This window comes from Pseudomonas putida S13.1.2 (assembly GCF_000498395.2).
Classification (GTDB): domain Bacteria; phylum Pseudomonadota; class Gammaproteobacteria; order Pseudomonadales; family Pseudomonadaceae; genus Aquipseudomonas; species Aquipseudomonas putida_Q.
Genome location: NZ_CP010979.1, coordinates 5,264,365 through 5,289,059, shown reverse-complemented (window position 1 = coordinate 5,289,059; position 24,695 = coordinate 5,264,365). Strand labels below are relative to the sequence as shown.

Here is a 24,695-nt window from a genome sequence, read left to right as displayed (position 1 = left end):
TTGGCGGCTGACTGCTGTAGACTCTCCGCCAACCACGCCCCTCTTTCGAGTCTGTGATGCACAAAGAAACCGAACTGAAGCTCCGCGCCAGCCGCGAGACCCTTGCCGCCCTGCGCGAGCACCCTCTGCTGAAAAAGCGCAACAAGTCCGGCTGGCAGACCCGTGAACTGCTCAACCAGTACTTCGACACCCCCGAGCGTGAGCTGTCCGCCGCCCGTGTCGCACTGCGCCTGCGCCGCGATGGCGATGCCGTCATCCAGACCCTCAAGTGCCGCGGCACCAGCGTGGCGGGCTTGTCCGAGCGCAACGAATACGAATGGAATCTGGACAAGGTCAAGCTCGACCTGAAGAAACTGGACGCCACCTGCTGGCCCGAGCAACTGGCAGGCCTGGACAAGAAAACCATCAAGCCGCTGTTCACCACCGACTTCAGCCGTGAATACGCCGAAATTGCCTGGGGCCGTGGCAAGAGCAAAGTGGTGATCGAGGCCGCGCTGGACCAGGGCTTCGTGATTGCCGGCAAGCGTAAGGAAGAGATCTGCGAGCTGGAGCTGGAACTGCGCGAAGGTGACCCGCAAGCGCTGCTGGAGCTGGCCGCCGAGCTGGCCGCCAGCCTGCCGCTGATGCCCTGCGACATCAGCAAGGCCGAGCGTGGCTACCGCCTGCTGGAGCCGGACAGCTACGAGCTGGGCCTGCCGCACACCGAGCTGGAAGCCGAAATGGCCCTGGACGACGCCTACGCCGCATTGGCCTGGCAACTGCTGGGCAGCAGCCAGCGCCTGGCCGAGCAGTACCGCCACAACGGCCACTGGCGCCTGCTGCAGGACTGGGTCGAGTGCCTGAGCGAACTGCGCGCACTCACCGCCAGCCTTGGCCAGGCCGCGCCGCGTGCCAGCACCCGTGACCTGCGCAGCAGCCTCGATGCCCTGCTGGAAGACTGGCGCCCGCTGGTGCAGGCCGGCAACGACGACGAAGACATCCGCCGCGCCGCCCCCGAGCAGTTCGCCGAAGAACTGGAAGACGTGCGCTGGGGCCAGTTTTCGCTGGAAACCTCGCGCTGGCTGCTGGCCCGTGCCTGGACCGTGGAGCGCAAAGGCCGTGGCGAGCGTCAGGGCAAGGCGCAGCTGGCCAGCTGGCTGGCACACCTGCTGGGCGAGGAAGGCCGTGCGTTGAAGCTGCCGCTGTACACCCAGCGCCCGGAAGACCTGGCCGAGCAGCTGCCACGTATCGAGCAACTGCTGGGCTGGCTGCACCACGCCCGCCAGGTGCTGGAAGCGCCGCAGATGGACCGCCTGTATGGCGACCTGAAGAAGTTGCACGAGCTGGCCGAGCTGCCAATCAGCGATGAAGTGCTGGAAGCACGTATCGAACAGGCCCGGGCAGTGGATCAGAGCCGCGGCTGGAAGCACCTGCTCAAGGCTTGATACCGCGTCGCCTGTTTCGCGGCGGTTCGGCGCCCCGACTTGCCGCGAATGGCCTCACCGCGACAGCGGCAGGCTGGTGGTGGACTTGATCTCCGACAGCGCCACAATCGAGTTCACTTCCTGAATGCCCGGCACGTTCGACAGCTTTTCGAAGAAGAACCGCTCGTAGGCCTCGATGTCCGACGTGACGATGCGCAGCAGAAAGTCCACCGCCCCCATCAGCACGTAACACTCCAGTACCTCCGGAAACCCGCGGATCGCCTCGGTGAACTCGGTGAAGTTGGAGCGCCCGTGAGCATTGAGCTTTACTTCGGCGAAAATCTGCGTGTTCAGGCCGACCTTCTTGCGGTCCAGCAAGGTTACCTGCCCGCGAATCACCCCCTCTTCCTTCAAGCGCTGTATACGTCGCCAGCACGGCGATTGCGACAGCCCCACGCGCTCGGCGATCTGCGCGCTGGACAGCGAAGCGTCCTCTTGCAGCAGTTCGAGAATACGGCGGTCGTAGGCGTCCAGCTCGCTATGCATTATTCAACCTCCTGAGCGGCATTATCCGAATTGATCAATTCATCAATACAGCAAAATGATCAAATCATAGCGAAAAAATGCCGCCGCTGACGTGCAAGAATTTCTCCCACATTTGCGGAGACCAGCATGAACGCACAACCCCGTACCGACGCCTGGGCCGCCAGCAACGCCCACAGCACCGTGCACTACCGCCTGCAGGCCGACGCCGAGCCCGACACCCTGTGCCGCGTGCTCAACCTGTTTGCCCTGCAGTTCCTGACCCCGCACAGCGTGCACGTCAGCCAGCAGGATGACTGGCTGGATATCGAAGTCGGCATTGGCGGCCTGAGCTGGCACCGGGCCGAAGTGATTGCGCAGAAACTGCGTAACTTGGTGTGTGTGGGTGAAGTGAGCCTGACAAATGTGCATCGGGTGGCGTTGGCAGTGGTCTGAACCCTCTGCTGTCCTGCGCCGGCCTCTTCGCGGGTAAACCCGCTCCCACAGGGATCGCGCAGACCTCGTAACCTGTGCAGTACCTGTGGGAGCGGGTTTACCCGCGAAGAGGCCGGCACAGGCGCTGCAAAACCCTGAAATCCTTCACCTTCGATGCCCTCCCGCTGCCCGGCTAGCCTTGATCAGCACTTCCCCATCAGGCACGGACGCCAACCATGCACACCCCCGACAACCTGGAACTCGACCTGAAGCACGTGCTCCAGGCCCTGCTCGCCGACCAGTACCTGCACGCCACCGACACCCTGCAAGTGCTCGAACACGCCGCCGCACACCCCACCGCCCATCCCTTGGAACAAGTCGCCGCCTGCTGCCTGGAAGACCGCCGACAGCCCGGCCAACTGCTGGACTTGGACAGCCTCTGCCAATGGCTGGCCAACAAGGTCGGCCAACCCTACCTGCGCATCGACCCCATGCAACTCGACCTGCCCCAGGTCGCCGGCCTGGTATCCCCTGCTTTCGCCCAACGCCACGGCATCCTTATCGTCGCCGACGACTCCTCCGGCATCAGCGTGGCCAGCTCCCAGCCCTATCAGGACGACTGGCACGCAGACTTGGCCCGCAGCCTGGGTCGGCCGATTCGTCGCGTGCTGGCCAGCCCGATACAGATCCGCCAGTCAGGGCAGGCGTTTCACCGCCTGGCCCAGTCGGTAAAGCGCGCGCAGCACCAGCAATCGGCCAGCCTGGGCGAACTCGAACAGTTGCTGGAACTGGGCAAGCGCCAGACCGAAGCCAGCGCCGACGACGCGCACATCGTGCATATCGTCGACTGGCTGCTGCAATACGCCATTGAGCAGCGCGCCAGCGATATCCACCTGGAGCCCCGACGCGAACAGGGCCAGTTGCGCTACCGCATCGATGGCCTGCTGCACACCGTGTATGCCTTCCCCGCCGGGGTCACCCTGGCGCTGGTCAGCCGCCTGAAACACCTGGGCCGCATGGACGTTGCAGAAAAGCGCCGGCCGCAGGACGGCCGCCTGCAAAGCAGGCTGCCGGGCGGCGGTGAAGTGGAACTACGGCTGTCGACCCTGCCGACCCCGTTCGGCGAAAAGCTGGTACTGCGCCTGTTCGACCCACACCAATTGCACGAGGGCTTCGACCGCCTCGGCCTGGAAGGGCCGCTGCTGGCTCAGTGGCAAGGCCTGCTGCGCCAGCGTCAGGGCATCATCCTGGTCACCGGCCCCACCGGCTCCGGCAAGACCAGCACGCTGTACGCCAGCCTCAAGCTGCTGGCCACGCCGCAGGTCAACCTGTGCACCATCGAAGACCCGATCGAGCGCCTGGAGCCGGCCTTCAACCAGCTGCAGGTGCAGCCCGCGCTGGACCTGGGTTTTGCCAGTGCCGTGCGGGCCATGCTGCGCCAGGACCCGGACATCATCATGGTTGGCGAAATCCGCGACCGCGAAACGGCCTTGGTGGCGGTGCAGGCCGCCCTGACCGGGCACCTGGTACTGTCGACCCTGCATACCAATGACGCCTGCGCTGCAATCACCCGCCTGCAAGAGCTGGGTGTGGCCGACTACCTGATCAAGGCCACGCTGGTCGGGGTCATGGCCCAGCGCCTGGTGCGTACTGTGTGCCCAGACTGTGTGGCGAATCCATCAGCCAGTTGCCTAACCTGCCGTGGCACCGGTTTTCATGGGCGTACGGGGCTGTTCGAGCTGCTGCAGCCCAGCGAAAGCCTGCGGGCATTGATTGGCCCGACCGCCGACCTGACCCAATTGCGGCGCCAGGCGCTGGCCGATGGCCTGGTTGACCTGCACCGTTGCGGCGAGGCCAAAGTGGCTTGTGGGCAAACCCGTACCGAGGAAGTGCTGCGCGTCTGCAGCTGACGAAAAGTCCTTTGTATTCAAGGAACTTGCCCTGCCCGGAAAGATCCAACCGCGCATCTTCAACCCTCACCCTTCGAGGTGTTTCAACATGCGTCTCAAAACCGCCATCGCTGCCGCTGCCTTGCTTTCGCTGCCTATCGGCTCGGCCATGGCCGATACCTTCTGGCGTAACGTGATGACTTCCGGTGCAACCACGGCATCGAGCTACCTGACTTCGCGGGATCACAAACTGGTTGTGGCCGCGCAGGATGACGCCAGCAGCTTCGTCGCCAGCGAAGGCGCGATCCGCGGGCCGTTCCTGGAAGCGGCCATGCGCCAGGCGCGGGCAGAGCACCCAGGCATGCAAGCTTCCGACATGGAGCTGGCCAATGCCATCCTGGCCAAGAATGCGGTAGCCGAGTAACCGCGTCGCCTGCTTCGCGGGCCTGCCCGCTCCCACAGGGACCGCACAAGGCTGAGTCTTGTGCAATGCCTGTGGGAGCGGGCAAGCCCGCGAAAAACCCAGCACCAATCTCAGCGATATGCCTCCACCGGCACACACGCGCAGAACAGGTTCCGGTCCCCATACACGTTGTCCACCCGGTTTACCGCCGGCCAGTACTTGTGCTGGCGCACGTGAGCACTGGGCGCCACCGCCTGCTCCAGGCTATACGGCCTGTCCCACACTCCCAGTACATCAGCCAGGGTATGCGGCGCATGCTTGAGCGGGTTGTTCTCCGCCGGCCAGTTGCCCTCCTGCACCTCGCCAATCTCTGCCCGAATCGCCAGCATCGCCTCGACGAACCGGTCCAGCTCGGCCTTCGACTCACTTTCGGTCGGCTCCACCATCAGCGTACCCGGCACCGGGAATGACATGGTCGGGGCATGGAAACCATAGTCCATCAGGCGCTTGGCCACGTCCTCCTCGCTGATGCCAGTCAGTGCCTTCAACGGCCGCAGGTCGAGGATGCACTCATGCGCCACCCGCTGGTTGCGCCCACGGTAGAGCACCGGGAAGGCGCCGCCCAGCTGGCTGGCCAGGTAGTTGGCCGACAGGATCGCCACCTCGCTGGCATCGGCCAGCTGCGGCCCCATCATGGCAATGTACATCCAGCTGATCGGCAGGATGCTCGCGCTGCCCCAGGGCGCGGCGCTGACCGCGCTGTTGTTCGGGTCCAGGCCGGGCACCGGTACCACCGGGTGGCTGGCAACGAACGGCGTGAGGTGCGCGCGAATGCCGATCGGCCCCATGCCTGGGCCCCCACCGCCGTGGGGAATGCAGAAGGTCTTGTGCAGGTTCATGTGCGAGACATCGGCACCCATGTCGGCCGGACGCGTCAGGCCCACCTGGGCATTGAGGTTGGCGCCATCCATGTACACCTGGCCGCCGTGCCGGTGGACCACTTCGCAGATTTCGCGAATGCCCTCTTCGTACACCCCGTGCGTGGACGGATAGGTGACCATCAGGCACGACAGGCGCTCCCCGGCCGCGTGGGCCTTGGCCTTGAGGTCGGCCAGGTCGACGTTGCCGTGGTCGTCGCAATCCACAATCACCACCTCCATGCCCGCCATTTGCGCCGACGCCGGGTTGGTGCCATGGGCTGACGAGGGAATCAGGCACAACGTGCGCTGTGGCTGATGGCGGCTGCGATGGTAGCGAGTAATGGCCATCAGCCCTGCGTACTCGCCCTGGGCACCAGAATTGGGCTGCATGCAGATGGCGTCGAAGCCGGTGATTGCGCACAGCCAGCTTTCCAGCTCATCGATCATCGCCTTGTAACCCGTGGCCTGGGCCGCCGGCGCGAAGGGGTGCATCTGGGCAAAGCCGGGCCAGGTGATGGGGATCATCTCACTGGTGGCGTTGAGCTTCATGGTGCACGACCCCAGCGGGATCATCGACTGGTTCAGGGCCAGGTCCTTGTTCTCCAGCTGCTTGAGGTAGCGCAGCATCTCGGTTTCGCTGTGGTGCAGGTTGAACACCGGGTGAGCGAGAAACGGCGTGCGCCGCACCAGGCCGGCGGGAATGCCTTCGGGCAGGGCCAGCTGGTCGAGGGCGGCAATCTCCAGGCCGTGGTCCACACCCAGGAAGATATCGAACAGGCGCAGCACCGTGTGCTCGTTACAGGTTTCGTCCAGGCTCACGCCCAGGTGCCCGCGCCCAAGAATGCGCAAGTTGATGTGCGCAGCTTCGGCGCTTTCGATGATGGCTGCCTGGGTGCCGCCGACATCCAGGGTGAGGGTGTCGAAAAAATGCTGGTTGAGCCGCTGGATGCCTTTGGCTTCAAGGCCCGCAGCCAAAATGAATGTCAGCCGGTGCACGCGCTGGGCGATGCGCTGCAGGCCTTCAGGGCCGTGGTACACCGCGTAGAAGCCGGCAATGTTGGCCAATAGCACCTGGGCCGTGCAGATGTTGGAGTTGGCCTTCTCGCGGCGGATATGCTGCTCGCGGGTTTGCAGGGCCATACGTAGCGCCGTGTTGCCACGGGCATCGCGCGACACGCCAATGATGCGCCCCGGCATGGCACGCTTGTAGTCGTCGCGGCAGGCGAAGTAGGCCGCGTGGGGGCCGCCGTAGCCCATCGGCACGCCAAAGCGCTGGGTCGAGCCCAGTACCACATCGGCGCCCAGCTCGCCGGGGGGCGCCAGCACCACCAGGCTGAGCAGGTCGGCAGCCACACAAGCCAGTGCCTGCTGGCTGTGCAGATGGTCGATCAGCGGGCGCAGGTCGCGCACCTCGCCGTGGGTGTCGGGGTACTGCAGCAAAGCGCCGAACACGGCGTGATTACCAAGGTTATCCACAGAGTCGACGATCAGTTCGAAGCCAAAGCCCTCGGCGCGGGTCTTCAGCACCGACAGGGTCTGCGGGTGGCAGTGCTGGTCGGCGAAGAAGGCATTGCTCTTGTTGCGCGCCACCCTCTTGGCCAGGGCCATGGCCTCGCCAGCAGCGGTGGCTTCATCGAGCAGCGAGGCATTGGCCAGCGCCAGCCCGGTAAGGTCGATGACCATTTGCTGGAAGTTCAGCAGCGCCTCCAGGCGGCCTTGGGCGATTTCGGGTTGATACGGCGTATAGGCGGTGTACCAGCCGGGGTTTTCCAGCACGTTGCGCAGGATGACCGTGGGGGTGATGGTGCCGTGGTAGCCCGTGCCGATCAGGCTGGTCCAGACCTGGTTCTGCGCGGCGTAGCCGGCAAGTTTGGCCAGGGCGGCCTGTTCGTCCAGTGCCGCTGGCAGGTCGAGGGGGCGATTGAGGCGGATGTCTGGCGGTACGGTCTGCTCGATCAGCTCATTGCGGCTGGCGACACCCAGCACGTTGAGCATGGCCTGCTGCTCTGCGGCATCGGGGCCCAGGTGGCGACGCAGGAAAGGGTTGAGCTCTTGCAGTTGATGCAGGGATGGCGACTGGGACATGACGACGCTCTCTTCCTAGACCAGGTCTCATGGAGACTTACAAGTCTAGGAAGGGATTGCCGATTCTGCGGGGAAACTTGCTTTGCCAGTGCCGGCCCTATCGCCGGCAAGCCAGCTCCCACAGGTTAATCAAAGGCCAGCGGCGGGCACTATCCCTGTGGGAGCGGGCGCGCCCGCGAAGCAGGCGACGCGGTCTTACTCGCCGATGGCGGCCTTGTAACCAGCAGCATCCAGCAGCTTGTCCAGCTCGGCCGGGTTGCTTGGCTTCAGTTTGAAGATCCACGCTGCGTAAGGTTCTTCGTTGAGCTGCTCCGGGCTGTCGGCCAGCTCTTCGTTGACTGCGATCACTTCGCCACCGATCGGGGCGTAGATGTCCGACGCAGCCTTGACCGACTCGACCACACCAGCAGCGTCGCCAGCAGCGAATACCTTGCCGACTTCAGCCAGCTCCACGAACACCACGTCACCCAGGGCTTGCTGGGCGTGGTCGCTGATACCCACGGTCACGCTGCCGTCGGCTTCCAGGCGAGCCCACTCGTGGCTTTCGGCAAAACGCAGGTCGGCGGGGATATTGCTCATGTCTTGAATTCCTCGATTGGCTCAGCGGTAGGCCCGCCGGTTAAAAAATGTTCAGATCAGGATTTTGCCGTGGCGCACGAAGGTCGGTTTGACCACCCGCACCGGGTACCATTTGCCGCGGATTTCCACCTCGGCCCGGTCACCGGTAGCCATGGGTACGCGCGCAAGGGCAATGGACTTGCTCAGCGTAGGTGAGAAACTACCACTGGTGATCTCCCCTTCGCCAATCCCGGCCACACGCACCACCTGATGGGCACGCAGCACGCCGCGCTCTTCCAGCACCAGGCCGACCAGTTTTTCCTGCACACCCTGTTCGATTTCCGCCAGCAGGCCGGCGCGGCCGATGAAGTCGCGCTCGGCTGGCTCCCAGGCGATGCTCCAGCCCAGGTTGGAGGTCAGCGGGGTGTGGGCTTCGTCGATGTCCTGGCCGTACAGGTTCATGCCGGCTTCCAGGCGCAGGGTGTCACGGGCGCCGAGGCCACTGGGGGCGATGCCGGCGCCGACCAGGTCGTTAAAGAATGCCACCGCCTGATCGCCCGGGAACATGATCTCCAGGCCGTCTTCACCGGTATACCCGGTGCGGGCAATAAACCAGTCACCCTCGGCGACGCCTTCGAACGGGCGCAGTTCGCGAATCAGTGCTGCGCGCGTGGGGCTGAGCAGGGCTGCCACCTTTTCGCGGGCACGCGGGCCCTGGATGGCGAGAATGGCAAGATCGGGGCGGACCTGGAAGTCCACGGCAAACCCGGCCCGCTGCTGTTGCAGCCAATCGAGCACTCTGGCCCGGGTGGCGGCGTTGGTGACCAGGCGGTAGCCGTTTTCCGTGCGATAGACGATCAAGTCGTCGATCACCCCGCCCTGCGCATGGAGCAGCGGGCTGTACAGCGCCTTGCCGGTTTCGTCGAGGCGGGCCACGTCGTTGGCCAGCAGGCGTTGCAGCCAGACAGTGGCGTCGCTGCCATCGACGTCGACCACGGTCATGTGGGACACATCGAAAACCCCGCAATCGCTGCGCACCTGGTGGTGCTCCTCGACCTGCGAGCCATAGTGCAGGGGCATGTCCCAGCCACCGAAATCGACCGTTTTGGCGCCAAGCGCCAGGTGCAGGTCATACAAAAGCGTGCGCTGTCCCATGGGTTTCTCCTTCCGGGCGTGGCGAAGCGGCGGCGGTCGATGACGTTTGATCGTCAGCTCTTCTTGTAGGACCCACCGCGCGAATGCCGCGCATTGTAGCCGCAAGGACGCAGGCTGGCACCCTCAGTGACTGCGACCGGGTCGATGTGCCGAACGGCGGATCAGGCCGATGACCGGCAGCAGGCCCACCAGCACCAGCGTCAGTGCGGGCAGTGAGGCACGTGCCCATTCGCCCTCGCTGGTCATCTCGAACACCCGTACCGCCAAGGTGTCCCAGCCGAACGGTCGCATCAGCAAGGTGGCCGGCATTTCCTTGAGCACGTCGACGAACACCAGCAAGGCGGCGCTGAGGGCACCGGGCACCAGCAGCGGCAGATACACATTGAAAAACAATCTGGGCCCACCCACGCCCAGGCTACGGGAGGCCTCGGGCAGTGACGGGCGGATACGCTCCAGGCTGCTTTCCAGCGGCCCGTAGGCCACGGCGATGAAGCGCACCAGATAGGCCAACAGCAAGGCGGCAAGGCTGCCCAGCAGCAGCGGCTTGCCTGCCCCGCCCAACCAGCTGGACAGCGGGATGACCAAGTGGTTATCGAGGTAACTGAAGGCCAGCATGATCGACACTGCCAGCACCGAGCCGGGCAAGGCATAGCCCAGGTTGGCCAGGCCGACCCCGGCGCGGATACCCCCCGTCGGCGCCTGCCGCCGGGCAAAGGCCAGCACCAGCGCCACGCTCACCGTGACCAGTGCCGCCATGCTGCCCAGGTACAGGGTGTGCAACACCAGGCCGACATAGCGCTCGTCCAGGTCATGCCGGCCGCGTTGCCAGAACCACACCAGCAGCTGCAGCAGCGGGATGACGAAGGCGCAGGCAAACACCAGCAGGCACCAGCCACTGGCCAGCAACGCCTTCACCCCACGCAGGTGGTACAACGCCTGCACCCGCGGCCGCTCGTTGCCGCTGCGGCTGGCACCCCGGGCACGGCGCTCGCCGTACAGCACCAGCATCACTGCCAGCAACAACAGGCTGGCCAGCTGGGCGGCGCTGGACAGGCTGAAGAAGCCGTACCAGGTCTTGTAGATGGCGGTGGTGAAGGTGTCGAAATTGAACACGGCCACCGCGCCGAAGTCGGCCAGGGTTTCCATCAAGGCCAGGGCAATGCCGGCGCCGATGGCCGGCCGGGCCATCGGCAAGGCCACACGCCAGAATGCCTGCAGGGGCGATAGCCCGAGTACGCGCGCCGCCTCCATCAGGCCCTTGCCCTGGGCCAGGAAGGCCGTGCGCGCCAGCAGGTAGACGTACGGGTAGAACACCAGCACCAGCACGATGATCACCCCGCCGGTGGAGCGCACCCGCGGCAGGCGCATCGGCCCGAACGCTTCGCGCAGGGCGCTTTGCACCGGGCCGGCGAAGTCCAGCAGGCCGACGAAGACAAACGCCAGCACATAGGCCGGGATGGCGAACGGCAGCATCAGCGCCCAGTCCAGCCAGCGCCGGCCGGGGAATTCGCAGAGGCTGGTGAGCCAGGCGAGGCTGACCCCCAACAGGGTGACGCCGATACCTACGCCCACCACCAGCGTCAGGGTATTGCCCAACAGGCGGCTCATCTGAGTGTCGAGCAGGTGCGACCAGATCTGCATATCGATCGACTGCCAGGACAACAGCAGGACGCTCAAGGGCAGCAGCACCAGGGCGGCGATCAGGGAGACCGGGAAGTACCAGCGGCGTTGGGGGGTGTGGGGCAAGGCTGAAATCTCGAGTGCGATGGCGACCGCTGCGCGGTCGTTCGCGGGTGAACCCGCTCCCACAGGGGCTGCACAAGATACAAGTATTGTGCGATCCCTGTGGGAGCGGGTTCACCCGCGAAGAGGCCCTGAAAGGCCCCGGAAGGATAAGGCCTGGCGCTTAGTTGTAGCCAGCGCGATCCATCAGGCGAATGGCTTCGGCCTGGCGCTTGCCGGCAATTTCCACTGGAATGCTGTCAGCCTTGAAGCTGCCCCACGCCGCCACCTCCTCGGAAGGCTTCACCTTCGGGTTGGCCGGGAACTCCTGGTTGATGTCGGCAAACAGCTTTTGCGCGTCTTCGCCCGTCATCCATTCCACCAGCTTTTTCGCCGCTTCCGGGTGTGGCGCGTGCTTGGTCAGGCCAATACCCGACAGGTTGACGTGCACGCCACGGTCACCCTGGTTGGGCCAGAAGATCTTCACCGGCAGGTTCGGGTTCTGCTTGTGCAGGCGGCCGTAGTAGTAGGTGTTGACCACGCCCACGTCGCACTGGCCGGCCTCGATGGCCTGGATCACCGCGTTGTCATCGGAGAACACGTCGGTGGACAGGTTGTTGACCCAGCCTTTGACGATCTGCTCGGTCTTCGCCTCGCCATGGGTCTCGATCAGGGTGGCGGTGAGCGACTGGTTGTACACCTTCTTCGCCGTGCGCAGGCACAGGCGGCCTTCCCACTGTTTGTCAGCCAGGGCTTCGTAGGTGCTCAACTCCTCGGGTTTGACCCGCTCGGTGGAGTAGATGATGGTGCGGGCGCGCAGGCTCAGGCCGGTCCAGTCATGGGACGAGGCGCGGTACTGCGGCGGAATGTTCTGGTCGATGATGTCGGACTTGATCGGCTGCAGGATGCCCATCTGCTCGGCTTGCCACAGGTTGCCGGCATCGACGGTCAACAGCAGGTCGGCCACGCCGTTGTCGCCCTCGGCCTTGATGCGTTGCATCAGCGGGGCTTCCTTGTCGGTGATGAACTTGATCTTGACCCCGGTCTTGGCGGTATAGGCATCGAACACCGGCTTGATCAGCTCGTCGATGCGCGAGGAGTACACCACCACTTCGTCCGCCGCTTGGGCAGTGCCACCGAACAGGGTCAGGGCCAGGGCGGCCAGTAGGGGCTTGCGTGGCAACATGGGAAGCACTCCTCGGATCGTTTGAGAGGTGCGAATGGTAGTGAATCCCATTTTCTGGCTCATCTACCTAGCAGTTACCGGATGTTGCAGAGCTTGCACCGCCCATTGCAGGAGCAGCCTTCAGGCTTTGGCCAGATCCGGCAGATCGCCACTCAACCCCAGCGCCTGGCGCACGAATACCGCCTTGGCCTCCGGCATCTGCTCCACCAGTTTCAACCCGCTGTTACGCAACCAGCGCAACGGTAGCGGGTTGGCCTGGAACAACCGCTCAAAGCCCTCCATGGCCGCCATCAGCGCCAGGTTGTGCGGCATGCGCCGCCGCTCGTAACGGCTCAACACCTTCACATCTGCCAGCCGCTCACCGCGCTCGCAGGCATTGACCAGCACTTCGGCCAGCACCGCAGCATCGAGGAAGCCCAGGTTGACGCCCTGCCCCGCCAGCGGGTGGATGGTGTGCGCAGCATCGCCGATCAAGGCCAGGCCTTCATCCACATAGCGCTTGGCGTGGCGCTGGCGCAGCGGCACGCACACCCGCGGGTCGGCCTGCAGCACGTCACCCAGGCGCCCCTCGAAAGCACGCTCCAGGGCCTGCAGGAAGGCGGCGTCATCCAGTGCCATCAACTGCTCGGCATGCTCCGGGGTGGTCGACCACACAATCGAGCACCAATCCTGCTGGCCATCGCGGGTCAACGGCAGAAACGCCAACGGCCCCTCATCGGTGAAGCGCTGCCAGGCCGTGCCCTGATGCCCGGCACTGCAGCGCACGCTGGTGACGATGGCATGGTGCAGGTAATCCCATTCGCGGGTTTCGCAGCCAGCCAGGCGCCGCACCGCCGAATTGGCACCGTCGGCGGCGATCACCAGCGGTGCACGCAGTTGCCGGCCATCAGCCAGGGTCAGCAACCACTCGTCCCCCGAGCGACGCAACTGCTCCAGCCGCGCGTTGGGCAGCAGGCCGATGTCGCTGTCGTGCAGGCGCTCCAGCAGGCCATCCTGCACCACCCGGTTCTCGACGATATGGCCAAGCACCTGGGCGTGCACGCTGGCGGCCGAGAAGTGAATCTGCCCGGTGCCGCTGCCATCCCACACCTGCATGTCGGAATACGGCGTAGCACGCCGCTGGGCGATGCCGTCCCACGCGCCGAGGCGCTCGAGGATGCGCTGGCTGGCCGCCGACAGCGCGCTGACACGTGGCTCGAACGGCGCCTGGGCGTCGAAGGGCTTGACCGTCAGCGGGCCGCCATCGAGCAAGAGGATTTGCAAGCCACTGTGGCGCAACGCCAGGGCCAGTGCGCTGCCGACCATACCGGCACCGACAATCAACAGATCTGCGCGCATTTCCATGCCTTACGCCAGCCTCGCTTGCGGCTTGAGCCGCACGTATAGGGTTTTATCGACCCGCGCTACCAGCTCGCCGGCGCCATCGCGGATATCGACCTGCAATCGCGGCAGGCACTTCTTGCCGGTGGCGGTCTGCTGGCGGATGTCGTCCAGCAGCGCGTCATCGACGTGGAACTCGGCATACACCGGGCCTTTGCCCGGCGAGATGAAATCGATGCTGGCGGCCTTGTCCCAGACGATATAGTCGCGGCCCAACTGCTCGATCAGCAGCAACATGTAGAAAGGGTCGACCATCGAATACAGGCTGCCGCCGAACTGGGTGCCGACATAGTTGCGGTTCCAGCGGGTCAGCTTCATCGCTACCTTGACGCTGCGCAGGTCCGGGCTGATGGACTGCACGCGGATACCAGCGCCCAGGTACGGCGGGTACAGGTTGAGCATCCAGCGCAACATACGCGCACGGCGTGCCAGTTTACGCGGGTTGCTCATGCCTGCCCCCGCGGATCGGGGCGGGTGCCCAGGCCCATGGCCTGGCGGGCGAACCAGCTTTTGGCCGGCGGCAGCAGGTCGAGCCCGAGCAGGCCAAGGTTGCGCCCTGCGGCCAGCAACGGCTGGTTGCTGCCGAACAGGCGGGTGACCTGGTCGGAAAAGCCGATGGTCACGGCCTGGTCCAGGCGCTGGCGCTGGGCGTAAGCCTGCAGCGTGGCCAGGTCGCCAGGCTGCTGCGGGCCGGCCAGCAATGCGTCGGCCAGCGACTGCACATCGCGCAGCGACAGGTTGAAGCCCTGGCCAGCAATGGGGTGCAGGCTGTGCGCGGCATTACCCAGGACCACCAGGTGCGGCCGCACCTGCTCCTGGGCCTCGATCAGCGACAAGGGGTAAAGGTGCCGGGCGCCGACCTGGCGCAACGCGCCCAGGCGATAGCCAAACACGCCTTGCAGCTCGCGCAGGAAGCTGCGCTCATCAATGTCGGCCAGGCGCCGCGCATCCATGCCCTGGCGTGTCCACACCAGTGCACAGCGGTTATCCGGCAACGGCAGCAGGGCCATGGGGCCTTCTTCGGTGAAGCGCTCGAACGCCTGGCCACCGTGGGCTTCACCCGGGGTGATGTTGGCGATCAACGCACTCTGCTGGTACGGCGTGTGGCGTACGTGAATGCCCAACTGCTCGCGCAGGCCGGAGCGGCCACCGTCGGCCAGTACCGCCAGGTCGCATTCCAGCTGGGTGTCGTCATTCAACCCCAGGCGGTAACCGCCTTCGATCGCCTGCATCGAGGTCACTTCCGCCGGGCAGCGCCAGCTCACCACGTCACTGTCCAGCCCTTGCCACAAGCATTGGCCAAGCCAGGCGTTTTCCACCACGTAGCCCAGCGCCGGTACGCCTTCTTCCTGGGCATCCAGACGGGTGGCGCCGAAGCGACCACGGTCAGACACGTGAATTTGCCGGATCGGCTCGGCACGCCGGCCGATGGCCTGCCAAAGGCCCTGCTGCTGGTAGATCTGCTGGGTGCCGAACGACAACGCCGAGGAGCGCGCATCGTAGCTGGGCTGAAAGCTGTCACCGGGTGCGAACGGCTCGATCAGCAAGATCTTCCAGCCGCGCGCCTTGGCCCCGGCCTGCAGGGCCAACGCCAGGCTTGCGCCTACCAGGCCACCGCCAATGATCGCCAGGTTCACGCGACTCATGCCGCGTCCTTGCGGGCGGCCTGCATCAGCGCCTCGATCTCGGCAACCGTGCGCGGCACGCCCGAAGTCAGGATTTCACAACCTTGCCTGGTCACTACCACGTCGTCCTCGATCCTTACACCAATGCCGCGCCATTTTTTGGCCACGGCCTGATTGTCGGCGCCTATGTAGATGCCCGGCTCGACGGTCAGCGCCATGCCGGGCTCCAGCACACGCCACTCGCCACCCACCTTGTACTCGCCCACGTCGTGCACATCCATGCCCAGCCAATGCCCGGCACGGTGCATGTAGAAGGCGCGATAGGCCTCGCTGTCGATCAGCGCCTGCACCTCGCCCGAAAGCAGGCCAAGCTCGACCAGGCCTTCGGTAATGACCTTCACGGTCGCCTCGTGGGCGTGGTTCCAGTGTTTGCCCGGGGCGATTTCGGCAAACGCCGCGGCCTGGGCCTTGAGCACCAGTTCGTAGATGGCCTTCTGCTCGGGCGAAAAGCGCCCGCTGACCGGGAAGGTGCGGGTGATGTCGCTGGCGTAGCAGTCGATTTCGCAACCGGCGTCGATCAGTACCAGGTCGCCATCCTTGAGCGGGGCGTCATTTTGCTGATAGTGCAGGATGCAGCCATTGCGCCCGGCCGCGACAATCGAGCCGTAGGCGGGCATCTTTGCGCCGCCCTTGCGGAACTCATAGTCCAGTTCGGCTTCCAGGCTGTATTCGTGCAGCCCTGCCCGGCAGGCCTGCATGGCCCGCACGTGCGCCCGCGCCGAGATGGCTGCAGCGGCACACATCACCTTCACTTCCGCTGCCGATTTATACAGGCGCATGTCGTGCAGCAGATGATCCAGCGCAACGAACTCGTTCGGCGGCTGGGCGCCCAGGCGGGCCTTGGAGCGGATCACGTTGATCCAGTCCATCAGCCGCCGGTCGAACTCGGGGTTGCTGCCCATGGCGCTGTACACACGCTCGCGGCCTTCGATCAGGCCCGGCAGGATCTCGTCGATGTCGGTGATGGGGAAGGCATCGTCGGCGCCGAAATCGCGCACTGCGCCTTCCTGGCCGGCCCGCAGCCCGTCCCACAGCTCGCGCTCCGGGTTGCGCTCACGGCAAAACAGCACGTACTCGCCATGTTCACGCCCCGGGATCAGCGCAATGACCGCCTCAGGCTCCGGAAAGCCGCTGAGGTACTGGAAGTCGCTGTCCTGGCGGTATACGTGCTCGACGTCGCGGTTGCGGATGGCAACTGCGGCAGCGGGCAGGATGGCGATGCTGTTGGGGACCATCTGCGCCATCAGCGCCTTGCGCCGACGGGCATACTCGCCCTTGGGAATGTGGCTCATGGGCAGACTACCCCCGGTTGATCAGTGCAGCGATGGCTTGGGCGCGGGTGCGGCCGGCTTGGCCAGCTCGGAGAACAGCAGCAGAGGCGCCACGCGCAGGTATTCCATGACTTCCATGTAGTCGCTCTCGCCGTCTTCGGACTCTTCGAGGGCTTCCTGTACCTGGGAAATGGCCACCAGGTCCTGCAGCACATCCTTGGCTTCGTCAGACAAGTCCTTGCCGCCGGCATTCAGGCCAAAGCCGGTAATGAAGCCTTCGCACCACTGGCCCAGCGCGGTGGCGCGGTCGCTCAGGGCGGCGTCGTCGGAAGGCAGCAGCAGGACGATGGCCATGTCGTCGCTGGTCAGTTCACCCTTGACCATTTCCTGCAGGCCGATCAGGGCGTTGCGCACGGTGTCACCGGGCTCGGTTTCCAGCAACTGCGCGGCATCGGCCAGCCAGGCATCGGCGTCGAAACCGGCACCGGCGCAGCTGCGGCCGATCAAAAGGCCGTGCAGTTCGGCCGGGGTGACAGGATGACCATTGCTCGAGAGCAGCATGGCGAAGGCGATGTAAGGCGATTGGGTATTGGGCATGGGCAGCTAGGCGCCAGACGGCGCAATGACTAGAATGGAGACCTTGTATCCTAGCACCGGCAGGCGCGCCAAGACCATCGGCACTGGCTGTCGCGGCCCAGGGAGAGGCATCATCGCCAGGTGACTCAACGACGGAGCGAATCGAGTGCAACCCACGCAAGAGAACGACCTTCAGGCACTGATGAGCCGATTCGAGTTGCTGATCGAACGCGTCGAGCAACTAAAACGGCAAAATGCACTCCTAGTAGCTCAGGAAAAATCCTGGCGCGAAGAGCGCGCCCACCTCATCGAAAAGAACGAGATCGCCAAGCGCAAGGTCGAGTCGATGATCTTACGCCTCAAGGCTCTGGAGCAAGACTCATGAGTTCAAGCAATAGCGTCACCGTGCAGATCCTCGACAAAGAATACTCGATCATCTGCCCGCCGGAGGAGCGCAACAACCTGGTCAGCGCCGCGCGCTACCTGGACGGCAAGATGCGCGAGATCCGCAGCAGCGGCAAGGTGATTGGCGCCGACCGCATCGCGGTCATGGCGGCATTGAACATTACCCACGAAATGCTGCACCGCCAGGAAGACCGCACCGATGCCCCGGTCAGCGGCACCAACCGCGAACAGGTGCGCGACCTGCTGGATCGGGTAGATAAGGCATTGTCCGACGACACGGATACCAAAATTGGCTGAGATTGGTATACTGGCGCCACTCCCTGGTGGATGCGCCAGTCGGTTATGTCCCTGAGCCGATACGCACAACCACGGGGGTTGCACGCTGGGGCCGGTGTGCATGTCCGCCCGACGGAAAGCCTTAACGCCCCCTGCAATCTCCACCTTGAACTTTCGGGTTCAAGGGCTACACCGACAGCGGTCTGACCGGGGAGCCTGAATTTTTTTGCCCGCCCCTCAGGCGGGCAATTCGTTTTGGCCGACCTTCCAGTGCCGGCCAGCAATCCTGGGATCGCCCGTGCCATGACCGACACCGCGCCGCTCACCCGCCCCCAGCTCCGTCGCCTGCTTCGCAATGCCCGCCGCGCCCTCACCCCTGCCCAGCAACGCCAGGCCACCCTCGGCCTGTACCGCCAGCTGGCGCAACACCCATTGTTCCGCCGCGCCCGGCATATTGCCTTGTACCTGCCCAACGACGGCGAAATCGACCCTGGCCTGCTGATGCGCGAAGCCCAGCGTCGCGGCAAACGCACCTACCTGCCGGTGCTGCACGCCTGGCCGCGCACGCACATGGTGTTCCAGCGGTTCGAGCAGGGCGAAAAGCTCAAGCCCAACCGCTTTCGTATTCCCGAGCCGGTCACGGACCGCAGGCGTCAGCGGCCGGTCTGGGCGCTGGACCTGATCCTGCTACCGCTGGTCGGTTTTGACGAAGTGGGCGGGCGCCTGGGCATGGGTGGCGGCTTTTATGATCGCAGCCTGGCCTACCAGGCGCGTCGGCAAACCTGGAAAAAACCGTTGCTGCTGGGGCTGGCGCACGAATGCCAGAAAGTCGAGCGGCTGGCGCAGGCCAGTTGGGATGTACCGCTGCAGGGGACGGTCTCGGACCGTAGCTGGTACCTGGCACCGCGTTGAGCGGCGCCAGCGGGGGGCATCAACGTTGTGGCTGGCTGGCGTCGACCGGCATCTGGTAGGCGTTGTCCAGCTTGCGCTCCCACAAACCCTGCGCATAACCGGTAGTGACCACACCCAGGCCAAAAATGAACACCAGGATCCACAGCAGATCCGGCTTTTTGCGTTGATTCATCGAAGATTGCCCCCCAGGCAAACTGTTCAGTGCTCGGCGATTTTCAGGGTATCGCCAGCGCGTCGCGCTTTAAACGGGGCGCATTTTCCGACAACCTGCGTCCGCAAGCAAACCTTGACGCCAACCGGCTGTCGGTTTCGTGCAACAGGTTATTTCAAACCTTTTCAGGAGCAGCATCCATGGCCTACTGGCTGATGAAATCCGAGCCCGACGAACTCTCCATCGAAGGCCTCAGCCGCCTGGGCGAAGCGCGCTGGGACGGCGTGCGCAACTATCAGGCGCGTAATTTCCTGCGGGCCATGAACGTGGGTGACGAATTCTTCTTTTATCACTCCAGCTGCCCGCAACCGGGCATTGCCGGTATTGCCAGAATCACCCGTGCGGCATACCCCGACCCCACCGCGCTGGACCCACAAAGCCACTACTACGACGCCAAGGCCACGGCCGACAAGAACCCGTGGAGCGCGGTGGATGTGGCCCATGTGCAAACCCTGCCACGGGTACTGGAGCTGGGCTGGCTGAAGCAGCAGGCCGGCCTGGCCGAATTGCCGCTGGTGCAAAAGGGCAGCCGCCTGTCGGTGATGCCGGTCACCCCCGAACAATGGGCGGTGATTGTCGCGCTGCGTTGAAACAGTGGCCAAGGTCAAGGGTTTGACCGATATCAACACGCCACGAACGGCCCCGCGCCATGATGTAGTGTGGATGAGCGCAAGGATGCAGAACGATGAACCGATACGCCCCCAGAATATTCGCCGCCGCGCTGATCGCACTGCTCGCTGCAGCCGCAGGGCTGGGGTACTGGAAGTCGCTCCACGACCAGCTGCCCGACGGCCTGAGCATGGGCAACGGCCGGCTCGAAGCCACCGAAGTACAGATCGCCAGTAAAATCCCCGGCCGTCTGGCCGAAGTGCTGGTCGACGAAGGCGACAAAGTCACCCGCGGCCAGCTGCTGGCACGTATCGACACCCGCACCATGCAAGCCCAGCGCACCCAGGCCGAAGCCGAAGTGCTGCGCGCCCGGGAAAACTACGCCGCTGCCCAGGCAAGTGTGCAGCTGCGGCAAAGCGAACTGTTGCTGGCCAGCCAGGAACTCAAGCGCGTGCGCGAAATTTTCCAGCGCAAGTACGCCAGCCAACAGTTGCTCGACCAGCAACAGGCACGCTTTGACACCGCCAACGCCGCCGTGGTCGCCGCCCGCGCCCAGCTGGCAGCGATCAAGGCCGCCATCGGCGCCGCCCAAGCCCAGGTCGCCCAGCTCACCAGCGAAATCGACGACAGCAGCCTGCGGGCGCCCATCAACGGCATCATTCAGCTGCGCCTGGCCGAGCCCGGTGAAGTGCTGGGTGCCGGCGGCCGCGTGCTGATGCTGATCGACCCTAGCGACCAGTACATGAACCTGTACCTGCCGGCCGCCGCCAGTGGCCAGCTGACCGTAGGTGACCAGGCGCGCATCGTGCTGGACGCCCTGCCCGAACGCGCTCTGCCGGCCAAGGTGGCCTTTGTCGCAGCCAAGGCCCAGTTCACCCCCAAACAGGTCGAAACCCGCGACGAGCGGCAAAAGCTGGTATTCCGGGTCAAGCTTCGCCTGACCGACCCCGGCGCAGTGCCACAAGCAAAACCGGGTATGCCAGGCGCCGGCTATGTGCGCACGGCTGAGGTGGACTGGCCGGCCAACCTGCAATGAACGCCCCGGCACTGCTGGCCGAGGGCATCCGCCACCGCTACGGCGACCTGGTGGCCCTGCACACCCTCGGCTTCAGCCTGCCTGCGGGCACCCGTTGCGCGCTTATCGGCCCTGATGGCGCGGGCAAATCGACCTTGCTGGGGTTGATTGCAGGGGTCAAACGCCTGCAACAGGGCGAGCTGCAGGTGCTGGGTGGCTCGATCCGCCAGCGCCGTCATCGCGCGGCGCTGTACCCGAAAGTGGCGTTCATGCCACAAGGGCTGGGCAACAACCTGTACCCGGAGCTGTCGATCAGCGAGAACATACGCTTTTTTGCCACCCTGTTCGGCCTGGGCCGCCGCGAGTGTGAACAGCGTATGGCCAACCTGTTGCAGGCCACCGACCTGCAGCGCTTTGCCCAGCGCCCGGCTGGCAAGCTGTCAGGTGGCATGAAGCAGAAGCTGGGCCTGTGCTGCGCGCTGATTCACGAGCCGGACCTGCTGATCCTCGACGAACCCACCACCGGCGTCGACCCGCTGTCGCGGCGGCGCTTCTGGGAGCTGGTCGAGCAGGTTCGCGCACAGCGCCCGCAACTGACCCTGCTGGTGGCTACCGCCTACATGGAAGAAGCCGAACAGTTCGAGCATTGCCTGATGCTCGATGGCGGCCGACTGCTGGCCGCAGGCCCAAGCCACGAACTGGCCGCAGTCACCCCCAGCGGCAAGCTGGACGACGCCTTCACCCATTACCAAGGTGCGGGCAAGGCGCAGCATCAACCGTTGCACATCCCGCCGCGCCCGGCCACAGATGGCCCGGTCGCCATCGAGGCTCACGACCTGACCCTGCGCTTTGGCGACTTCACAGCGGTAAACAAGGTCAGTTTCGCCATTGGCCGTGGCGAGATCTTCGGCTTCCTCGGCTCCAACGGCTGCGGCAAGACCACCACCATGAAAGTGCTCACCGGGCTGATGCCGGCCAGCGAGGGCAGCGCCAGCCTGCTGGGGCGCCCGGTGGACGCCAGTGACCTGGCCACGCGCAAACGGGTCGGTTTCATGTCGCAGAGTTTCTCGCTGTATGGCGAGCTCAGCACCCGGCAGAACCTGGCCTTGCATGCCCGCCTGTTCGACTTGCCCAAAGCCGAGAGCGCCCAGCGCATCGATGAGCTGATCGAGCGCTTCGACCTGGCCGCTATCGCCGACCAGCCGTCCGGCGCCCTGCCCCTTGGCCTGCGCCAGCGCCTGTCGCTGGCGGTGGCGGTGCTGCATCGCCCGGAAGTACTGATCCTCGATGAACCGACCTCCGGCGTCGATCCGGCCGCTCGCGACGACTTCTGGCGCCTGTTGGTGGAACTGTCACGCGAACAGGGCGTGACCATTTTCCTCTCCACCCACTTCATGAACGAAGCCCAGCGCTGCGACCGCATCTCGTTGATGCATGCCGGGCGGGTACTGGCCTGCGACACCCCCGATGCCCTGCAGCGCCAGTACCACGGTGACACTTTGGAGGACGCGTTCGTGCGCTGCCTGGAGCAGGCCCAGGAGCTCGCGCCGCCAGCCACGGACAACGCCGTGCTGGAGCAGCCAGCCACGGCCGCCCCGCCACTGCGCCAGGGCTTCAGCCTGCGCCGCCTGCTGGCGGTGGCCAGCCGCGAGGGCAAGGAACTGCTGCGCGACAAGGTGCGCCTGGCCTTCGCCCTGGCAGGCGCGTTGTTCATGATGGTGATCTTCGGCTACGGCATTTCGCTGGATGTGGAAAACCTTGCCTTCGCCGTGCACGATCAGGACCAGAGCCCACAAAGCCGCACCTACCTCGAAGCCTTCCGGGGCTCACGCTATTTTGCCGAACAGGCGCCGATCCGTGACAGCCGCGAGATGCACCAGCGCCTGCAGCGCTCGGAAATCAAACTGGCGCTGGAGATTCCGCCCGGCTTTGGTCGCGACCTGTACGCCGGGCGCCAACCGGTGGTGGCGGCCTGGCTCGACGGCGGCATGCCGTTCCGCGCCGAAACCAGCCGCAACTACGTGGAAGCCGTGCACCAGGCCAACCTTGAGCAACTGGCAAAGGCCAGCCCCCAGCCGCAGCCGCGCCAGGACCTGGTGCGCCTGGAAACGCGTTTTCGCTACAACCAGGACGTGGTCAGCGTGAATGCCATCGGCCCGGGCGTGATGGCGCTGATCCTGGCCTTCATTCCGGCCATGCTCACCGCGCTGGGCATTGTCCGCGAGAAAGAACTCGGCTCCATCACCAACTTCTATGCCACGCCCCTCACCCGCCTGGAGTTTCTGCTGGGCAAGCAGATGCCTTACCTGATCGTAAGCCTGGTCAACCTGGCGCTGCTGGTGGCCATGAATTGCTGGCTGTTCGCCGTGCCGCTCAAGGGCAGCGTGCTGGCCCTGGCCTGTGGTGGCGTGGCCTACCTGCTGGCCACCACCAGCCTGGGGCTGTTGATCTCGGCCTTCACCCGCACCCAAATCGCGGCCATCCTGGGCACCATGATCATCACCAGCCTGCCGACCATCCAGTTTTCCGGGCTGATCGTGCCACGTTCGTCGCTGGACGGCGCAGCGGCGGTGATGGGCCAGCTGTTCCCGGCGGGCTACTTTCTCGACATCGCGGTCGGCACCTTCACCAAGGCGCTGGGGCTGCGCGAGCTGTGGCCGCAGTGCCTGATCCTGCTGGGCTTCTTCGCTGCGTTCACCGGCCTGAGCCTGGCCATGTTGAAGAAGCAGGAGGCCTGACATGTCGCGCCTTAACCACACCCTGCGCCTGGGCTTGAAAGAACTGACCAGCCTGCGCCATGACAGCGTGCTGCTGCTGTTCCTGCTGTATGCCTTCAGCGTGGCGATCTACATGCCGGCCGCCGGCTCGGTGATCGGCGTACACAACGCCAGCGTCGCGGTAGTGGACGAAGACCACAGCCTGCTGTCGCGCAAATTGACCCAAGCCCTGCAACCGCCCGAGTTCCAACCCGCCGTGCCGCTGCCCGCAACACGCCTGGACCAGGCCATGGACAGCGGCGAGTACACCTTCGTGATCAACGTACCGGTGAACTTCCAGAGCGACCTGCTGGCCGGGCGCTCGCCGGAGCTGCAGGTCAACGTCGACGCCACGGCCATGAGCCAGGCGTTCATGGGCGCCGGCTACATCGGCCGCATCTTCGAGCGCGAGCTGCTCGACTACAGCCAGCGCGGCAACGTGCAAAGCCCGGTGCTGATCAACCCCAAGGCGCTGTTCAACCCCAACCTTGAGGGGGGCTGGTTCCTGGCGGTGATCCAGATCGTCAACAACATCACCATCCTGGCGATCATCCTCACCGGCACCGCGCTGCTGCGCGAGCGTGAGCATGGCACCCTCGACCACCTGCTGGTGCTGCCGCTCACCGCACTGGAAATCATGCTGGCAAAAATCGGCAGCAACGCGCTGGTGGTGGTGATCTGCACGTGGGTTTCGCTGGTGGTGGTCGTGAAAGGCGCGCTGGGTGTGCCGCTGTCCGGCTCGATGGGGTTGTTTCTGGCCGTGACCGCGCTGTACCTGTTCGCCAGTACCGCGCTGGGCATCTTCCTCGCCACCCTGGCACGCTCGACGCCGCAGTTCGGCCTGCTGGCCATCCCGGTGATCATCCCGATGCTGTTGTTGTCTGGCGGCAGCACACCGCTGGACAGCATGCCGCAATGGCTGCAATGGGTGATGCAGGGGTCGCCGTCGACGCACTTTGTCAGCCTGGGTACCGCGATCCTGTTCCGGGATGCCGGCTGGGCGGTGGTATGGCCGGATATTTTGGCGCTGGCGCTGATCGGCCTGGTGTTTTTCAGCGTCGCCCTGACGCGGTTTCGCCGTAGCCTGGCGTCATGAGGGCGTGCGATATCATTCCGGTCAGGAAATTGGAAAACTGGCACAAAGACAAAGGGCGCCTTTCGGCGCCCTGATCACAGACAGGTTGGCTTGTCATCGCCATTTACCTGCCCGGCTCTGTAATAGCTGGTTGAACCAGGATCCACAGAGTCTCGCAAGTCCCTTGCGGGAACAGGGCGATTATTGCGTATCCAGCGCACCACTGACAACAGCCGGCACTGTTGC

23 protein-coding genes and 1 other RNA gene are annotated in these 24,695 nt (G+C 64.8%); 12 read left to right on the top strand and 12 right to left on the bottom strand.

Annotated features, from left to right (window positions below; all coding sequences use genetic code 11):
• The first annotated feature begins 56 nt into the window (after window positions 1-56).
• Window positions 57-1,424, top strand: coding sequence for a CYTH domain-containing protein (locus N805_RS23355; protein WP_019473413.1), 1,368 nt, complete (start codon window positions 57-59; stop codon window positions 1,422-1,424).
• Between the two features lie 54 nt (window positions 1,425-1,478).
• Here the strand turns inward: N805_RS23355 and N805_RS23350 are convergent, their stop codons facing one another.
• Window positions 1,479-1,949, bottom strand: coding sequence for an Lrp/AsnC family transcriptional regulator (locus N805_RS23350; protein ID WP_003253717.1), 471 nt, complete (start codon window positions 1,947-1,949; stop codon window positions 1,479-1,481).
• 126 nt (window positions 1,950-2,075) lie between these two features.
• Here N805_RS23350 and N805_RS23345 point away from each other — a divergent pair, with 126 nt between their 5' ends.
• The 3 genes from N805_RS23345 (at window position 2,076) to N805_RS23335 (ending at window position 4,673) form a co-directional block, all read left to right on the top strand.
• Entirely contained in the window at window positions 2,076-2,381 is a 306-nt protein-coding gene (locus tag N805_RS23345) for a hypothetical protein (RefSeq protein WP_019473414.1), read from the top strand.
• Window positions 2,382-2,596: 215 nt separating this feature from the next.
• Complete coding sequence (locus tag N805_RS23340) at window positions 2,597-4,270, top strand: GspE/PulE family protein (protein WP_019470957.1); 1,674 nt, start codon at window positions 2,597-2,599, stop codon at window positions 4,268-4,270.
• Window positions 4,271-4,358: 88 nt separating this feature from the next.
• Complete coding sequence (locus N805_RS23335) at window positions 4,359-4,673, top strand: DUF2388 domain-containing protein (RefSeq protein WP_016502153.1); 315 nt, start codon at window positions 4,359-4,361, stop codon at window positions 4,671-4,673.
• 110 nt (window positions 4,674-4,783) lie between these two features.
• On the opposite strand, the gene gcvP is transcribed toward N805_RS23335, so the two are convergent.
• From gcvP to N805_RS23285, 10 genes are all read right to left on the bottom strand, one after another.
• Window positions 4,784-7,657, bottom strand: a complete 2,874-nt coding sequence (gene gcvP / locus N805_RS23330) for an aminomethyl-transferring glycine dehydrogenase (RefSeq protein ID WP_019470958.1) — start codon at window positions 7,655-7,657, stop codon at window positions 4,784-4,786.
• 195 nt (window positions 7,658-7,852) lie between these two features.
• A complete protein-coding gene (gene gcvH, locus N805_RS23325; RefSeq protein ID WP_019470959.1) occupies window positions 7,853-8,236 on the bottom strand; it encodes a glycine cleavage system protein GcvH in 384 nt (127 codons plus the stop codon).
• 51 nt (window positions 8,237-8,287) lie between these two features.
• Window positions 8,288-9,370 (bottom strand): glycine cleavage system aminomethyltransferase GcvT, encoded by a 1,083-nt coding sequence (gcvT, locus tag N805_RS23320; protein ID WP_019470960.1) that lies wholly within the window; start codon window positions 9,368-9,370, stop codon window positions 8,288-8,290.
• Between the two features lie 123 nt (window positions 9,371-9,493).
• A complete protein-coding gene (locus N805_RS23315; protein ID WP_019470961.1) occupies window positions 9,494-11,116 on the bottom strand; it encodes an ABC transporter permease in 1,623 nt (540 codons plus the stop codon).
• Between the two features lie 160 nt (window positions 11,117-11,276).
• On the bottom strand, window positions 11,277-12,278 hold the full coding sequence (locus N805_RS23310) for an extracellular solute-binding protein (RefSeq protein WP_016489739.1): 1,002 nt from the start codon (window positions 12,276-12,278) through the stop codon (window positions 11,277-11,279).
• A gap of 120 nt (window positions 12,279-12,398) precedes the next feature.
• Entirely contained in the window at window positions 12,399-13,616 is a 1,218-nt protein-coding gene (locus N805_RS23305) for a 2-octaprenyl-3-methyl-6-methoxy-1,4-benzoquinol hydroxylase (protein WP_177313746.1), read from the bottom strand.
• Between the two features lie 9 nt (window positions 13,617-13,625).
• Window positions 13,626-14,108: a DUF4442 domain-containing protein gene (locus N805_RS23300; protein ID WP_016489741.1), complete on the bottom strand. Its 483-nt coding sequence runs from the start codon at window positions 14,106-14,108 to the stop codon at window positions 13,626-13,628.
• A complete protein-coding gene (gene ubiH / locus N805_RS23295) occupies window positions 14,105-15,304 on the bottom strand; it encodes a 2-octaprenyl-6-methoxyphenyl hydroxylase (RefSeq protein WP_019470963.1) in 1,200 nt (399 codons plus the stop codon). Before ubiH ends, N805_RS23300 begins: the two co-directional genes overlap by 4 nt.
• On the bottom strand, window positions 15,301-16,635 hold the full coding sequence (gene pepP, locus N805_RS23290; RefSeq protein WP_019470964.1) for a Xaa-Pro aminopeptidase: 1,335 nt from the start codon (window positions 16,633-16,635) through the stop codon (window positions 15,301-15,303). The genes ubiH and pepP overlap by 4 nt, the downstream gene beginning before the upstream one ends.
• 21 nt (window positions 16,636-16,656) lie before the next feature.
• Window positions 16,657-17,211, bottom strand: coding sequence for a YecA family protein (locus N805_RS23285; RefSeq protein ID WP_019470965.1), 555 nt, complete (start codon window positions 17,209-17,211; stop codon window positions 16,657-16,659).
• Between the two features lie 181 nt (window positions 17,212-17,392).
• Here N805_RS23285 and N805_RS23280 point away from each other — a divergent pair, with 181 nt between their 5' ends.
• From N805_RS23280 to N805_RS23270, 4 genes are all read left to right on the top strand, one after another.
• The gene (locus N805_RS23280) at window positions 17,393-17,575 is read left to right on the top strand and encodes a TIGR02449 family protein (protein ID WP_029886233.1); all 183 of its coding nucleotides are present in this window, start codon (window positions 17,393-17,395) and stop codon (window positions 17,573-17,575) included.
• Window positions 17,572-17,892: a cell division protein ZapA gene (locus N805_RS23275; protein ID WP_019470966.1), complete on the top strand. Its 321-nt coding sequence runs from the start codon at window positions 17,572-17,574 to the stop codon at window positions 17,890-17,892. The genes N805_RS23280 and N805_RS23275 overlap by 4 nt, the downstream gene beginning before the upstream one ends.
• Window positions 17,893-17,909: 17 nt before the next feature.
• Window positions 17,910-18,089: non-coding RNA, 6S RNA (ssrS, locus tag N805_RS30250), on the top strand.
• An 85-nt stretch (window positions 18,090-18,174) separates the two neighbouring features.
• On the top strand, window positions 18,175-18,783 hold the full coding sequence (locus N805_RS23270; RefSeq protein ID WP_026034408.1) for a 5-formyltetrahydrofolate cyclo-ligase: 609 nt from the start codon (window positions 18,175-18,177) through the stop codon (window positions 18,781-18,783).
• A gap of 19 nt (window positions 18,784-18,802) precedes the next feature.
• Here the strand turns inward: N805_RS23270 and N805_RS30825 are convergent, their stop codons facing one another.
• Window positions 18,803-18,955, bottom strand: coding sequence for a hypothetical protein (locus tag N805_RS30825; RefSeq protein WP_019470968.1), 153 nt, complete (start codon window positions 18,953-18,955; stop codon window positions 18,803-18,805).
• A gap of 179 nt (window positions 18,956-19,134) precedes the next feature.
• On the opposite strand from N805_RS30825, the gene N805_RS23265 reads away from it, so the two are divergent.
• The 4 genes from N805_RS23265 (at window position 19,135) to N805_RS23250 (ending at window position 24,470) form a co-directional block, all read left to right on the top strand.
• Window positions 19,135-19,584: an EVE domain-containing protein gene (locus tag N805_RS23265; RefSeq protein WP_019470969.1), complete on the top strand. Its 450-nt coding sequence runs from the start codon at window positions 19,135-19,137 to the stop codon at window positions 19,582-19,584.
• 95 nt (window positions 19,585-19,679) lie between these two features.
• Window positions 19,680-20,639, top strand: a complete 960-nt coding sequence (locus N805_RS23260; protein ID WP_019470970.1) for an HlyD family secretion protein — start codon at window positions 19,680-19,682, stop codon at window positions 20,637-20,639.
• Window positions 20,636-23,356, top strand: coding sequence for a ribosome-associated ATPase/putative transporter RbbA (rbbA, locus tag N805_RS23255; RefSeq protein WP_019470971.1), 2,721 nt, complete (start codon window positions 20,636-20,638; stop codon window positions 23,354-23,356). The genes N805_RS23260 and rbbA overlap by 4 nt, the downstream gene beginning before the upstream one ends.
• A gap of 1 nt (window position 23,357) precedes the next feature.
• Window positions 23,358-24,470 (top strand): ABC transporter permease, encoded by a 1,113-nt coding sequence (locus N805_RS23250; protein ID WP_019470972.1) that lies wholly within the window; start codon window positions 23,358-23,360, stop codon window positions 24,468-24,470.
• Window positions 24,471-24,695: the final 225 nt, after the last annotated feature.

Bases quoted from the DNA above. Each gene is read 5' to 3' on its own strand.
- N805_RS23355 (WP_019473413.1), top strand. From the start codon at position 57: ATGCACAAAGAAACCGAACTGAAGCTCCGCGCCAGCCGCGAGACCCTT.
- N805_RS23350 (WP_003253717.1), bottom strand. From the start codon at position 1,949: ATGCATAGCGAGCTGGACGCCTACGACCGCCGTATTCTCGAACTGCTG.
- N805_RS23345 (WP_019473414.1), top strand. From the start codon at position 2,076: ATGAACGCACAACCCCGTACCGACGCCTGGGCCGCCAGCAACGCCCAC.
- N805_RS23340 (WP_019470957.1), top strand. From the start codon at position 2,597: ATGCACACCCCCGACAACCTGGAACTCGACCTGAAGCACGTGCTCCAG.
- N805_RS23335 (WP_016502153.1), top strand. From the start codon at position 4,359: ATGCGTCTCAAAACCGCCATCGCTGCCGCTGCCTTGCTTTCGCTGCCT.
- gcvP (WP_019470958.1), bottom strand. From the start codon at position 7,657: ATGTCCCAGTCGCCATCCCTGCATCAACTGCAAGAGCTCAACCCTTTC.
- gcvH (WP_019470959.1), bottom strand. From the start codon at position 8,236: ATGAGCAATATCCCCGCCGACCTGCGTTTTGCCGAAAGCCACGAGTGG.
- gcvT (WP_019470960.1), bottom strand. From the start codon at position 9,370: ATGGGACAGCGCACGCTTTTGTATGACCTGCACCTGGCGCTTGGCGCC.
- N805_RS23310 (WP_016489739.1), bottom strand. From the start codon at position 12,278: ATGTTGCCACGCAAGCCCCTACTGGCCGCCCTGGCCCTGACCCTGTTC.
- N805_RS23305 (WP_177313746.1), bottom strand. From the start codon at position 13,616: ATGCGCGCAGATCTGTTGATTGTCGGTGCCGGTATGGTCGGCAGCGCA.
- N805_RS23300 (WP_016489741.1), bottom strand. From the start codon at position 14,108: ATGAGCAACCCGCGTAAACTGGCACGCCGTGCGCGTATGTTGCGCTGG.
- ubiH (WP_019470963.1), bottom strand. From the start codon at position 15,304: ATGAGTCGCGTGAACCTGGCGATCATTGGCGGTGGCCTGGTAGGCGCA.
- pepP (WP_019470964.1), bottom strand. From the start codon at position 16,635: ATGAGCCACATTCCCAAGGGCGAGTATGCCCGTCGGCGCAAGGCGCTG.
- N805_RS23285 (WP_019470965.1), bottom strand. From the start codon at position 17,211: ATGCCCAATACCCAATCGCCTTACATCGCCTTCGCCATGCTGCTCTCG.
- N805_RS23280 (WP_029886233.1), top strand. From the start codon at position 17,393: ATGAGCCGATTCGAGTTGCTGATCGAACGCGTCGAGCAACTAAAACGG.
- N805_RS23275 (WP_019470966.1), top strand. From the start codon at position 17,572: ATGAGTTCAAGCAATAGCGTCACCGTGCAGATCCTCGACAAAGAATAC.
- N805_RS23270 (WP_026034408.1), top strand. From the start codon at position 18,175: ATGACCGACACCGCGCCGCTCACCCGCCCCCAGCTCCGTCGCCTGCTT.
- N805_RS30825 (WP_019470968.1), bottom strand. From the start codon at position 18,955: ATGAATCAACGCAAAAAGCCGGATCTGCTGTGGATCCTGGTGTTCATT.
- N805_RS23265 (WP_019470969.1), top strand. From the start codon at position 19,135: ATGGCCTACTGGCTGATGAAATCCGAGCCCGACGAACTCTCCATCGAA.
- N805_RS23260 (WP_019470970.1), top strand. From the start codon at position 19,680: ATGAACCGATACGCCCCCAGAATATTCGCCGCCGCGCTGATCGCACTG.
- rbbA (WP_019470971.1), top strand. From the start codon at position 20,636: ATGAACGCCCCGGCACTGCTGGCCGAGGGCATCCGCCACCGCTACGGC.
- N805_RS23250 (WP_019470972.1), top strand. From the start codon at position 23,358: ATGTCGCGCCTTAACCACACCCTGCGCCTGGGCTTGAAAGAACTGACC.